The sequence below is a fragment of the Xanthomonas sp. WHRI 6108 genome (assembly GCF_040202385.2).
Lineage (GTDB): Bacteria > Pseudomonadota > Gammaproteobacteria > Xanthomonadales > Xanthomonadaceae > Xanthomonas > Xanthomonas arboricola.
The window spans coordinates 572,204-584,732 of the sequence record NZ_CP168198.1 but is presented as its reverse complement, the minus strand read 5'-3'; the positions used below and the strand labels follow the sequence as shown (position 1 = coordinate 584,732).

Here is a 12,529-nt window from a genome sequence, read left to right as displayed (position 1 = left end):
GCCGCCGGCAACCTCCACCGATTCACCTCATGAGGCCCGTATGGATCTCCGCAAAATCAAGAAACTGATCGACCTGCTCGAAGAATCCAATCTCGCCGAAATCGAGATCAAGGAAGGCGAAGAAAGCGTGCGCCTGGCACGCGTGCCCAAGGGCACCACCGTGATGAGCGCGCCGGTGCAGCAGTACGCACCTGCCCCGCCCGCGCAGGCCCCGGCCGCCCCTAGCATGCCGATGCAGTCGCCCACCGAGGCCTCCACCGGCGGCGCCAAGCAGGCTGCCGCCCTGCCGGAAGGCCACGTGCTGCGCGCGCCGATGGTCGGCACGTTCTATACCTCGCCCTCGCCGGACAAGCCGGCCTTCGTCACCGTCGGCCAGCAGGTCAAGGCCGGCGAAACGCTGGCGATCATCGAGGCGATGAAGATGTTCAACCCGATCGAAGCCGACGTCTCCGGCACCATCGTGGCCATCCTCGGCGAAACCGGCCAGCCAGTGGAATTCGATCAGCCGTTGTTTGTGATTGGCTGAGCGGCGGGGATGGGAGAGTCGTGATTCGGGATTCGCAAGAGCGACCGCATGAGCGCCTGATGGTCTGGCGCGATGCGATGTCGCTTGTCGAAGCGATCTACCGCCTGAGCCACGACTTTCCTGATTCCAAACGTTTCGGACTGACGGCACAGATGCGGCGCGCTGCGATCAGCGTGCCCTCCAACATTGCCGAAGGCGCCGCGCGGCGTTCCACTGCCGAGTACCTGCGTTATCTGTCGATGGCGCGGGGTTCGCTGGCGGAACTGGATACGCAACTGCAGATTGCCGCACGACTGCAGTTCGGTTCGCCCGATACGGCAACCCTGGATCTTTTGAATCGCACGTTTGCCAGGCTCAATGCATTGATCCGCACGCTGGACGAATCGCGCCATCTGCGCGAGCCCGGCGCCCTCTACGAATCACCACTCTCGAATCCCCAATCCCATGCTAGATAAAGTCGTCATCGCCAACCGAGGTGAAATCGCGCTGCGCATCCTGCGCGCGTGCCACACGCTCGGCATCCGCACGGTCGCGGTGCATTCCACGGTCGACCGCAACCTCAAGCACGTGGCCATGGCCGACGAGTCGGTGTGTATCGGCCCGGCCGCCTCCAGCGACAGTTACCTCAACATCCCGGCGTTGATCGCCGCGGCCGAGGTGACCGATGCGCAGGCCATCCATCCCGGCTACGGCTTCCTGTCGGAAAACGCCGACTTTGCCGAGCGCGTGGAAGAGTCCGGCTTCATCTTCATCGGCCCCAAGGCCGACACCATCCGTCTGATGGGCGACAAGGTGGAGGCGATCCGCGCGATGAAGGCCGCCGGCGTGCCGTGCGTGCCGGGTTCGGGCGGCCCGCTGGGCGACGACATCGTCGCCAACACCAAGGTGGCGCGCGAGATCGGCTACCCGGTGATCATCAAGGCCGCCGGCGGCGGCGGCGGGCGCGGCATGCGCGTGGTGCATTCGGAGGCCGCGTTGAAGGCCGCCATCGAAACCACCAAGTCCGAAGCCAAGGCCGCCTTCAGCAACGATCAGGTCTACATGGAGAAGTTCCTGGAAAATCCGCGCCACGTGGAAATCCAGGTGCTGGCCGACGGCCAGGGCGGCGCGATCCATCTGGGCGAACGCGATTGCTCGATGCAGCGCCGCCACCAGAAGGTGGTGGAAGAAGCGCCGGCCCCGGGCATCACCGAAGAACTGCGCAACGAGATCGGCAAGGTCTGCGTGGATGCCTGTATCCGCATCGGCTATCGCGGCGCGGGTACCTTCGAGTTCCTGTTCGAAGACGGGCGTTTCTACTTCATCGAAATGAACACGCGCATCCAGGTGGAGCATCCGGTCACCGAGCGCATCACCGGCATCGACCTGGTCTGCGAGCAGTTGCGCATCGCCGCCGGCCGCAAGCTGACCATCAAGCAGAGCGACATCGTGCTGCGCGGGCATGCGATCGAGTGCCGCATCAATGCCGAGGACCCGGAAACCTTCATGCCCAATCCGGGCCTGATCACCGCGTTCCATCCGCCCGGTGGCCCGGGCGTGCGTGTGGATACGCACATCTACGCCGGCTACAAGGTGCCGCCGAACTACGACTCGATGATCGGCAAGCTGATCGTGCATGGCCCCGATCGCGAGACCGCGATCGCGCGCATGCGCGTGGCGCTGAGCGAGATGGTGGTGGACGGCATCAAGACCAACATCCCGCTGCAGCAGCGCATCATGCGCGACAAGGGCTTCCAGGCCGGTGGGCAGAACATCCACTATCTGGAAAAGCGCCTGGCCGAGCGCAAGAACAAGTCGATCGCGCTGGTCTGATCGCACTGGTCAGTGCAACGCACAACAAGCCCGGGAAACCGGGCTTGTTGCGTTGTTGCCCGGTGCATTGCGCAGGCCAGCCGACCTATGCGTAGGAGCGCACCCGGGCGCGACCGCGCTTTATCGGTGGAACCTCGTCGCGCCCAGGTGCGCTCCTACGGGATCCTGGGTGCTAGCGGATCCGCGGTGCCGGCTGCTGGCTGCCCGGCACCGGCACGATGCCGCTGGAGGAGGCCGGGTCGACCACGGTCATGGTTTCGGTAGAGCCATCCGGCCACACCACCTGGAAGGTGGAGCCGGCCGGCAATGTCGAAAACGGCATCGCGCTGCTGGCGCGGTACACCGCGGCCACCTGGCTGGCGCCATGCCGTCGCTGCTGTTCGTCGGCGGCGACCGTGGTCGACTTGACCGACAGCGGCTGGTAGCGGTGATCGGCGGTGTCGATCATCACGATGCCCACGGCCGCGGCCGAATACGCCACGAACAGTGCAACCCAGAACCAGAACTTGGCGCCATGCGCCAGGCGACGGTAATTCATGACTGCGCTCCCGGCTCGGAGACCAAGCTATCGACCATCTCATCCACTCTGTCTGCTCCCTGCCGCGGCACCGCGGCATCGAATACGAACGACACGAAATCCTGTGCGCTGTTGCGCGAGCAGATGCCCGCATTGGCGCAATAACTGGTGACCAGGGTGCTGTCTGCGCTGCAATCCAGCCCCAGCCGGCATGCAGCTACCTGCCAGGCCAGCTCGGCGAACTGATCGCCGGCCACGTAGCCGTCGAGGCTGTCATCGCCACTGGCGCGCGCCCCCATTGCCGGCGCCAGCGCCAGGTAGGCCTCCGGGTCGCGCGAGGCCAGCACGCGTTGCACCAGCGCGCGCTTGTAGCTGGGCGAGCGCTGCAGCGGCTCGCCCAGCGCCAGCAACGCCGCCTCGGCAGCCAGGTTGCCTGCACGCGCAGCTGCCTGCCGTTGCTGCGCCACTAGTAGTGGGCTTAGGCCATCGCCGGGCGCAAAGCCGGCGCAGCGTTGCGCCACGCGCGTGCGCGCCGCGTGCATCGCCGCCACGCCGGGCGTGTGTTGCGCGGCGATCCAGGCGCTGTCGGCGGCGTAACCGGCCGGGCTGGACGCATACGGCGCGCAGTAATCGTAGACGCGGCTCAGGCGCCACCCCGCCTGCGCATTGCCGGCGCGCACCTGCTGCTGCAATTGCTGCGCATAGCGGTACAGGTCCGGCTGCGCGTCCACCGCATCGCGGTAGGGCAGTTGCAGGGCAGTGCCGCGTTCGGCGGGCGCGTGCGCTCCCGCTGCCGGCGCGCCGGTACGGGCATTGCTGGCAACCGCCGGCAGCGCGGCGGTGGGCGAATCGCCCGGTTGCGCGCGCACATGCCACCAGGCCGCCGCCGCGAGCGCGACGGGAGCCAGCAACAGCCAGAGATGGCGGGCACGAGCAAGCGGCATGGACAGCGGCGACCCTGCTGCGGAAAGCCCCGCAGCGACGGCGCGGAGTCTAGCACCCGCGCACGCGCACGCTGGCGCGCAAGCGGACGCTGCCGATGCGAACGGCGGACGGTGCATTGCATGAGGACGGTGATCTGCGCAGGTGTGGCGTGCGTGGTGCGCAGCGGGCGTCTGGTTGCCGGCGCGCCCGCGTGCTGCGCCGGCAGCGGCCGGCGCCACCGCGCCGCATGTGCGGATTGCACCGATCAGGCGACGGCATCCGCTGTATCACGCACGCGGTGCGCCTGCCTATCCGGCCCCCGTCGCGCAGGAGTCCGCCTGCATGAATGGTCTACGATGCACGCTTTCGAATTGCCCGACCGCCACGATGCCGTTTCTTGAACTGACCCTGCCCTGCTCCGACGCCACCCAGCCCCGTTACCAGAATGCGCTGGACGACATCGGCGCGCTGGCGGTGACGTTGCTCGACGCCAATGCCGACACCAGCAACGAGCGCGCCATTCTCGAGCCCGGCGTCGGCGAAACGCCGCTGTGGAACACCATGGTGCTGAACGCCCTGTTCGACGGCGACAGCGATGCGCTGGTGCTGCTCGCCGCGCTGGAAGCGTTCGACCCCGGGCTGGACTGGAGCCAGGTGGCGTTCCGCACGGTCGACGACAGCGACTGGGAACGCGCCTGGATGGATCAGTTCAAGCCGATGCAGTTCGGCGCGCGCACCTTCATCGTGCCGTGGAATCACGCGCTGCCCGAGGCCGCGCAAGCGCCCGACGCCGCAGTGATCCGTCTGGATCCGGGCCTGGCGTTCGGCTCGGGCACGCACCAGACCACCGCGCTGTGCCTGCGCTGGCTGGACAGCCTGGCCGGCAGTGGCGAGCTGCAGGGCCGCAGCGTGCTGGATTTCGGCTGCGGCTCGGGCATTCTCGCCGTCGCCGCGCTGAAGCTGGGCGCCGCCAGCGCGGTGGGCGTGGACAACGATCCGCAGGCGCTGCTGGCCACTGCCGACAATGCCGAGCGCAATGCCTTGCAGGCGCAGCTGGCGGTGTACCTGCCGCAGGATGAGCCGGTGCAGACCTATCCGGTGGTGGTCGCCAACATCCTGGCCTCGGCGCTGGATGCGCTGGCCGACACCTTGTCCGCACGCGTGGCACCGGGCGGGCGGATTGCGCTGTCGGGCATCCTGCATGGTCAGGAAGAGGAACTGCTGCAGCGCTACGCGCCCTGGTTCGAGCAACTGCGCTGCGAACGCGACGAAGACTGGATGCGCATCGACGGCGTGCGCCGCCACTGACGCCGCCTCGGGTCAGCGGTGTGGCCGGCCGGCGCGGATCTGCGCGGTGGTCACCGCATCGGCCACGCTGATGGCGCGCAGGCGGGTCACCGCCTGCCAGCCGGCACGCCGCAGCGCCGCGTTGCGCCACGGCCCGGCCTGCCGGGCCAGCTGCACGCGCAGGCCCAGCTCGGCCAGCAGCAACACCACCCAGGCCGGCAGCGACCACGTGCGCGGGCCCAGGCTAGCCAGGCCGCCGGCCAGCGCCAGCAAACCCACACTGAGCGCCAGCAGCCGCCAGTGCCGCTGGCGCAGCGCCCACCACCGCGGCGCCAGCCCGGCCGACCACTGCGGGCCGTCGGCCACCGCGGTCCACGCGTCCTGGCGCTGCCAGACCTGGTAACACGGCGCGCCCCGAAAGCGGGTGATCGCCGGATCCAGCGGCGAATGTGCCGGCCATGCCGCGGGTGGTGGCGCGGCGGGCGGCGTTGAAGGCGTGGTGGAACGAGCGGATTTGGGAGCGGCTGGCTCGACCATGGATGTCCTCCTTGAGTTCGCTGTGATCCCGTCATCATTGACGCCCGGACAGTATCGCAAACATATCTGCATATGAAAGGTATACGAACTATCCCTGATTGCTGCTAGGGCTATATCTCACGGCCCGTTCCCCACTCACGGTGCCGTGTGAGCAAGTTGTACGAACGCGTCCGCGAAGCCCGCGCCCTGACCAAGCTGACCCAGGAAGGCCTGGCCGGCGAGCTGGGCGTAACCCGTAGCGCGGTGGCGCAGTGGGAGATGGCCGAAGGCACCGCGCCCTCGGTGGACAACCTGATCGGCTTGGCCAGGCGCAGCGGCATGGCGTTCGAATACCTGGCCACCGGCCGCGGCGAGCGCACCTTCGGCCCACCGGTGCCGACGATCGCCGAAGAACCCGCGCAGTACCGCCATCTGGACGAGCAGCAACGCGTGCTGCTGAACCGCTTCGACACGTTGGCGCCGCGTCAGCGCAGCGGCCTGCTCGATCTGTTGCTGGCCGAGAGCAAGACGCGGCGTCGGCGTTGAGTTCGGGAATCGGGAATCGGGAATCGGGAATCGGGGGCAGGCTGCTGGGCGCTTCGTTTGTGAGGCAAGCTCGCTGTTGGTAGCTGGCTCAGTCGGATGTGGATGACGTGCGCCGGTCGTTGCGTTTGCTCGTTGGCTGAAGTGCGGCCTGCGCTGGAATGCGGCCTTGGGCTGCGGCAGGGTGGTCACAGCGTTGCGGCGGTTGGCCAACCAACGGGATGCGTACCCCGCAGTCGATGGAAGCGGCATCTGCGCTTGCGGCTGCGTGCCGCACGCATGACGCGCCCGGGTTCGCCCATTGGCGTGCGCGTGGTTGAATAGGGTTCTTCCCGCTGCACGCCTGCCGATGTCCGAGACTCCGCCACCGCGCCGCCCCCTGGCCACGTTCCTGCGTGCGACGCCGGCTGCCCCGTCGCTGATCCCGACCCCGGTGGTGCCTGCCGCCGACGCGCCGCTGCACGCGCCGCCGGTGCCGGCCGGCGCACTGGTGCCGGCACCATTGGCCGAGCCGGTGGCCGCCCCGGCGGCGCCGCTCGTTCCGCCGCCGTCTGCGCCACCGGCGACGACGCCGCATAGCGACTCGATGCCAGTGGACGTCGTGCTGCCACCCGGCGATGCCGGCCAGGCCGCGGCAGATGCCGCCGAGCCGGACCGGCTGGCGTGGACCACGGCGACCACGCGCCAGCTGCCCGACGATCCTGCCGAAGACACAGCGGCCGGTCCCGGCGACATCCCCAGCGCGCTCGCCGGCACTGCCGCTGCACAGCCGACCACCACGCATCCGCGCAGCGTGGCGGCCGCCGGCGTGGCAGGCACAGACCGGCAGCGTGAGCACGGCAACGCGTCTGCTCCCGCCTCCGACCTGGCCGCCCCGCCGGCACCCGGCACCGCTCCGGACACGGACGCCGAGCCCAGCGACAACGACGCGGACGCTGCCGGCGCAGCGGCGCCCGCCCAGTTCCATCCACTGCCAGCCCAGGCCGCGCCTGCATTCGCACGGCGCGGGCTGAGCCGGCCACGGCTGCGCGCCAGCGGCCGCCAATGGGCGTTGCTGGTCGGGCTGGTCGGCCTGCTGGCCTTGCAGATCGTCATCGCCGACCGTGCGCAGCTGGCCGCCGATGCGCGCTGGCGCCCGCTGGTCAGCGCCGCCTGTGCAGTAGCGCGCTGCACCCTGCCGGCCTGGCGCGAGCCGGGCGCGCTGACCTTGCTCAATCGCGAGGTGCGCCCGCTGCCCGGGGTGCCGGGCGTGCTGCAGATCCAGGCCAGCTTCCGCAACGAGGCGCGCTGGGCGCAGGCCTGGCCGTGGCTGCAGCTGTCGCTGTCCGACGCCGACGGGCGGGTGATCGGCACGCGCGTGCTGGCGCCGCAGGAGTATCTGGGCCAGCCGCCGGCCGCGCAGGACACGCTCGCGCCGGGCCAGGCGGTGCAGGTGGCGTTTCGCGTGCGCGAACCGGCCGCGAGCACGGCCGCCTTCAGTTTCGACTTCCGCTGAGCGGACCCGACCTGCGCCCACCGCCACACGGGCGTGGCGAGCGGGGAGGTCACGCGCTAGACTCACTCCCCCTCGCCGGCCACGCGTCCCGGCTTCGTGACACTGGGAAACCTCCTTTGAACGCAGCCCCCTCTCGTCCTGACACCAGTCGTGGCGCCCCGAAGTCGCCGCTGCGCGAACACGTGGCCCAGTCCGTCCGCCGTTACCTGCGCGACCTGGACGGCAGCGACGCCGACGACGTGTACGAAATCGTGCTGCGCGAGATGGAGATCCCGTTGTTCGTGGAAGTGCTCAACCACTGCGAAGGCAACCAGAGCCGCGCGGCGGCGATGCTGGGCATTCACCGCGCCACGCTGCGCAAGAAGCTGAAAGAGTACGGGCTGACGTAGGACGGGAATCGGGAATCGGGATTGGGGAATCGTTAGAGCGTTGGGGTGTGCTGCGGGCTGGCAGTGCGCTGCGCTGGCACGCTTGGTGATGACGCGGCCGATGGCCGATCTCGTTGCACGTTGTGGAATGTTCTGCGTGTTGATGCCCGGTCGGGCTGCCCAAAGTGTTCGCTCTTGATCCCACGCCTTGGCGCAGGACTTCCGTCGCGCCCAGCGTGCCCTGCTCGCGCGCGCTCTTCATCTGATCGGGTCAACCGCCGGGGATCCGGCGGTTGGCTGCAGTGCTCAATCGGCGATGCCGATTGCCTGGGCGAGTTGCCTGCTCAGTTCGGCAATTGCGTCACCGCTGCTTGATCCGCTGCCGGGGCCGGGCCGCTGCCATGGTCCGGCACGATGGTGGCGAGCGTGTCGAACGGATCGTCGAACTTCTCCACCACGTTCTTGTCGTCATCGATCTGATAGGCGGTGTCGGCCTCGACGCCCTCTTCCCCGGTCTTGGCGATGATGTTGGTGTAGCGCTTGCCGTCCCAGCAGCGGAAGATCAGCACCGAGTCTTCGCCACCGGTCAGGGTGGAGCCCAGGCTGCCAATCAATCTGCTGTTGGCGCCCGCCGTCAGGATGCTGTTCTTGCCGGCGGTCAACTTGCTGCGGTCGCCCGCCATCAGCGTGCAGTCATCGCCGGCGGTGAGCCTGCTGCGGTCCCCGGCGGTGAGGAAGCTATTGCTGCCGGCCAGCAACTTGCTGCGATCGCCAGCGATCTGGGTGCTGTCGGCGCCGGCGATCAGCTTGCTGCGGTCACCCGCGGTCTGCACGCTGCCCATGCCGGCGATCAATGTGCTGCGCGAGCCGGCCGTCTGCGAACTCAGCTTGCCGGCAATCAGCATGCTGCGGTGACCGGCAATCTGGGTACTTTCGTGTCCTGCGATCAGCGAGCTGCCATAGCTGGCGATCTGGTTGCTGCCGTAGCCGGCGGTCAGATAGCTGCGCACGCCACTGGTCAAGCTGCTGCCATAACCGGCAATCAGCGAGCTGTCCTGCCCGGCGATTTCGGTGCTGCCGTAGCCTGCGGTCAACGAGCTGTTGTCCTGCGCGGTCAGGGTGCTGCCATAGCCGGCAGTCAGCGTGCTGTCGCCACCGGCGGTCTGGCTGCTGCCGTAACCGGCGATCAGGGTGCTGGAAAACCCGGCGATTTCGGTACTGCCATAGCCGGCGGTGAGCGAGCTGTTTTCCAGCGCGGTCAGCGTGCTGCCGTAACCGGCCGTCAGGGTGCTTTCGTAACCGGCGGTCTGCGTGCTGCCATAGCCGGAAATCAGGGTACTTTCGTAGCCGGCGGTGGAATTGCTGCCGTAACCGGCAGTCAGGATGCTGCCATGGCCGGCGGTTTGCGTACTGCCGTAACCGGTGGTGAGCCAGCTGATTTCCTGCGCGGTCTGGGTGCTGCCGTATCCGGCGGTCAGCGTGCTTTCGTAACCGGCCGTCTGCGTGCTGCCATAGCCGGCAATCAACGAGCTCTGGAAGCTGGCGGTGGAGGTACTGCCATAACCGGTGATCAGCCAGCTGCTGCTCTGCGCGGTCTGGGTGCTGCCGTAACCGGCAGTCAGGGTGCTGTCGTAACCGGCGGTCTGGGTACTGCCATACCCTGCGATCAGCGAGCTGTCCGGGCCGGCCATGGAGGAACTGCCGTAGCCGGCGATCAGCGAGCTGCCTTCCTGCGCGGTCTGGGTACTGCCATAGCCGGTGGTGAGAATGCTCTTGTAACCGGCGGTCTGCGTACTGCCGTAGCCGGCAATCAGCGTACTGTCATGCCCTGCCGTCGAGGTGCTGCCGTAACCGGTGGTGAGCGTGCTGCGCTCCTGCGCGGTCTGCGTGCTGCCGTAGCCGGCGGTGAGGATGCTCTTGAAGCCGGCCGTCTGGGTGCTGCCGTAGCCGGCGATCAGCGAGCTGTCCGAGCCTGCGGTGGAAGAACTGCCATAGCCGGCAGTGAGCATGCTGCCCTCTTGCGCGGTCTGGGTGCTGCCATAGCCGGTGGTCAGGATGCTCTTGAAGCCGGCCGTCTGCGTGCTGCCATAGCCGGCGATCAATGAACTGTCCGAACCGGCGGTGGAGGTGCTGCCGTAGCCGGCAGTGAGGTCACTGCCTTTCCGGGCAGTCTGCGTGCTGCCGTATCCCGCCGTCAGGGAACTGTCGCCACCGGAGGTTTGCGTACTGCCATAACCGGCAATCAGCGTGCTGTCGGCACCAGCTGTCGACGTGCTGCCGTAACCGGTGGTGAGGTCGCTGCCCTTGCGCGCGGTCTGCGTGCTGCCATAGCCGGCGGTGAGCGAGCTTTCCCCGCCCGAGGTCTGGGTGCTGCCGTAACCGGCAATCAAGGTGCTGTCGGCACCGGCCGTGGACGTACTGCCGTAGCCGGTGGTCAGGTCGCTGCCGCTGCGCGCGGTTTGCGTGCTGCCGTAGCCCGCAGTGAGCGAACTGTCACCGCCCGAGGTCTGCGTACTGCCATAGCCGGCGATCAGCGTGCTGTCGGCGCCGGCGGTGGAGGTACTGCCGTAGCCGGTGGTCAGGTCGCTGCCCTTGCGCGCCGTTTGCGTGCTGCCGTAGCCGGCGGTCAGCGAGCTGTCGCCGCCCGATGTCTGCGTACTGCCATAGCCGGCGATCAGCGTGCTGTCGGCGCCGGCGGTGGAGGTGCTGCCATAGCCGGTGGTCAGGTCGCTGCCGCTGCGCGCGGTCTGCGTACTGCCATAGCCAGCGGTAAGTGAGCTGTCACCGCCAGAGGTTTGCGTGCTGCCGTAGCCGGCGACCAGCGTGCTGTCGGCGCCGGCGGTGGAGGTACTGCCGTAACCGGTGGTCAGGTCGCTGCCGCTGCGCGCGGTCTGCGTACTGCCATAGCCAGCGGTGAGTGAGCTGTCACCGCCAGAGGTTTGCGTGCTGCCGTACCCTGCAATCAAGGTGCTGTCGCCACCGGCCGTCGAGGTGCTGCCATAGCCGGCGGTCAGGTCGCTGCCTTTGCGCGCGGTCTGCGTACTGCCGTAGCCGGCAGTGAGTGAGCTTTCGCCGCCAGAGGTCTGCGTACTGCCATAGCCGGCGATCAGCGTGCTGTCTGCACCGGCGGTTGCGGTGCTGCCGTAGCCGGCGGTCAGATCGCTGCCTTTGCGCGCGGTCTGCGTGCTGCCATAGCCGGCCGTGAGCGAGCTGTCGCCGCCGGAGGTCTGGGTACTGCCATAACCGGCGATCAGCGTGCTGTCCGCACCGGCGGTGGAGGTACTGCCATAACCGGCGGTGAGGTCGCTGCCGGTGCGGGCGGTTTGCGTGCTGCCGTAGCCCGCCGTCAGCGAGCTGTCGTTGCCCGAAGTCTGCGTGCTGCCATAACCGGCAATCAGGGAGCTGTCTGCACCTGCGGTGCCGGTGCTGCCGTAGCCGGCGGTGAGGTCACTGCCGTCTTGCGCGGTCTGCGTGCTGCCATAGCCGGCGGTCAGCGAGCTTTCCCCGCCCGAAGTCTGGGTGCTGCCGTAGCCGGCAATCAACGAGCTGTCGGTGCCCGCAGTGCTGGTGCTGCCGTAGCCTGCGGTGAGGTCGCTGCCGTTCTGTGCGGTCTGGGTGCTGCCGTAACCGGCAGTCAACGAGCTGTCGCCGCCGGAGGTTTGCGTGCTGCCATAGCCGGCGATCAGCGAGCTGTCTGCACCCGCGGTTTCCGTGCTGCCGTAACCTGCAGTCAGATCGCTGCCATGGCGCGCGGTCTGGGTGCTGCCATAGCCGGCCGTCAGTGTGCTGCCGCCGCCTGCGGTCTGGGAACTGCCGTAGCCGGCGACGATGGTGCTGTCGGATCCGGCCACGCCGGTGCTGCCATAGCCGGCGATCAACTCGCTGCCGTTACCCGCGGTTTCGGTACTTCCATAGCCTGCGATCAGCTGGCTCTGATCGGCGCCGGTGAGCGTGCTGCCGTAGGTGGCGATTTCGCGTGTGCGCAGGATCGCAGCTGAAGCCTGTGCGGCCTGCGGATCGATGCCGTGGGTCGCAACCGGCATTGGCGCGGTGGAATGCGCAGCGCTTTCGACGAGCGGTGCGGTGAATTGCGCCTGCGCTGCCTTGGGAATGAAATCCGCGGCAATGACCGGCGTTACCGGCGGCTCCGGCTGGGGCGGCGCGTGCTGCGCAATGCCCGCGGCAATGCACTGCATGGCACCGGCACGGCTGCCGGCGTAGACCACCTCGGCCCGGGGAAACTTGATCATGCCCTCCTCGCCCAGCCAGATGATGTCGGCGGTATCGACCATGCAGACCACCCAGTGCGCATCAGCATGCATGTTCAGATGCGCATTGGTTCCCTGTCCCCACAACAGGCCGGTCAGGCCGTTTTCCTGCTTGATGCTGGGTTGCCAATGCCGGCATTCGACACTGCCTGACTGCGGCCAGATCAGCCCGCAGTGATCGGACATATTGTTGGTGCAGGTGCGTAATGCCAGGACTTTTTCGCGATTCATAAGGGTGATCTCATAGGAATGTTCCGAGCAGCTGCGCAAACC

Annotated in this window: 11 protein-coding genes; 7 read left to right on the top strand and 4 right to left on the bottom strand. The window is 68.0% G+C overall.

From position 1 onward, the window contains the following. Positions 1 to 40 precede the first annotated feature (40 nt). From accB to accC, 3 genes are all read left to right on the top strand, one after another. Positions 41 to 526, top strand: a complete 486-nt coding sequence (gene accB / locus ABQ039_RS02530) for an acetyl-CoA carboxylase biotin carboxyl carrier protein (RefSeq protein WP_016903367.1) — start codon at positions 41 to 43, stop codon at positions 524 to 526. A gap of 77 nt (positions 527 to 603) precedes the next feature. Further along, a complete protein-coding gene (locus ABQ039_RS02525; RefSeq protein ID WP_374057840.1) occupies positions 604 to 981 on the top strand; it encodes a four helix bundle protein in 378 nt (125 codons plus the stop codon). Continuing rightward, the gene (accC, locus tag ABQ039_RS02520) at positions 971 to 2,338 is read left to right on the top strand and encodes an acetyl-CoA carboxylase biotin carboxylase subunit (RefSeq protein ID WP_016903366.1); all 1,368 of its coding nucleotides are present in this window, start codon (positions 971 to 973) and stop codon (positions 2,336 to 2,338) included. The genes ABQ039_RS02525 and accC overlap by 11 nt, the downstream gene beginning before the upstream one ends. A 172-nt stretch (positions 2,339 to 2,510) precedes the next feature. On the opposite strand, the gene ABQ039_RS02515 is transcribed toward accC, so the two are convergent. Together ABQ039_RS02515 and ABQ039_RS02510 are read right to left on the bottom strand one after the other, a co-directional pair. Further along, on the bottom strand, positions 2,511 to 2,876 hold the full coding sequence (locus tag ABQ039_RS02515) for a hypothetical protein (RefSeq protein WP_016903365.1): 366 nt from the start codon (positions 2,874 to 2,876) through the stop codon (positions 2,511 to 2,513). Beyond that, on the bottom strand, positions 2,873 to 3,799 hold the full coding sequence (locus tag ABQ039_RS02510; protein ID WP_349778112.1) for a hypothetical protein: 927 nt from the start codon (positions 3,797 to 3,799) through the stop codon (positions 2,873 to 2,875). Before ABQ039_RS02510 ends, ABQ039_RS02515 begins: the two co-directional genes overlap by 4 nt. Before the next feature lie 367 nt (positions 3,800 to 4,166). On the opposite strand from ABQ039_RS02510, the gene prmA reads away from it, so the two are divergent. After that, complete coding sequence (prmA, locus tag ABQ039_RS02505) at positions 4,167 to 5,087, top strand: 50S ribosomal protein L11 methyltransferase (protein ID WP_039509979.1); 921 nt, start codon at positions 4,167 to 4,169, stop codon at positions 5,085 to 5,087. Between the two features lie 12 nt (positions 5,088 to 5,099). Here the strand turns inward: prmA and ABQ039_RS02500 are convergent, their stop codons facing one another. Next, positions 5,100 to 5,603, bottom strand: coding sequence for a hypothetical protein (locus tag ABQ039_RS02500; protein ID WP_349778111.1), 504 nt, complete (start codon positions 5,601 to 5,603; stop codon positions 5,100 to 5,102). A 147-nt stretch (positions 5,604 to 5,750) separates the two neighbouring features. Between ABQ039_RS02500 and ABQ039_RS02495 the strand changes: the two genes are divergently transcribed. The 3 genes from ABQ039_RS02495 (at position 5,751) to fis (ending at position 8,009) form a co-directional block, all read left to right on the top strand. Then, positions 5,751 to 6,128 (top strand): helix-turn-helix domain-containing protein, encoded by a 378-nt coding sequence (locus ABQ039_RS02495; RefSeq protein ID WP_016903361.1) that lies wholly within the window; start codon positions 5,751 to 5,753, stop codon positions 6,126 to 6,128. A 346-nt stretch (positions 6,129 to 6,474) separates the two neighbouring features. Continuing rightward, complete coding sequence (locus ABQ039_RS02490; RefSeq protein WP_349778110.1) at positions 6,475 to 7,620, top strand: DUF3426 domain-containing protein; 1,146 nt, start codon at positions 6,475 to 6,477, stop codon at positions 7,618 to 7,620. Between the two features lie 116 nt (positions 7,621 to 7,736). Further along, the gene (gene fis / locus ABQ039_RS02485) at positions 7,737 to 8,009 is read left to right on the top strand and encodes a DNA-binding transcriptional regulator Fis (protein WP_002804983.1); all 273 of its coding nucleotides are present in this window, start codon (positions 7,737 to 7,739) and stop codon (positions 8,007 to 8,009) included. Positions 8,010 to 8,332: 323 nt separating this feature from the next. On the opposite strand, the gene ABQ039_RS02480 is transcribed toward fis, so the two are convergent. Beyond that, a complete protein-coding gene (locus tag ABQ039_RS02480; protein ID WP_374057854.1) occupies positions 8,333 to 12,310 on the bottom strand; it encodes a beta strand repeat-containing protein in 3,978 nt (1,325 codons plus the stop codon). Between the last annotated feature and the right edge of the window lie 219 nt (positions 12,311 to 12,529).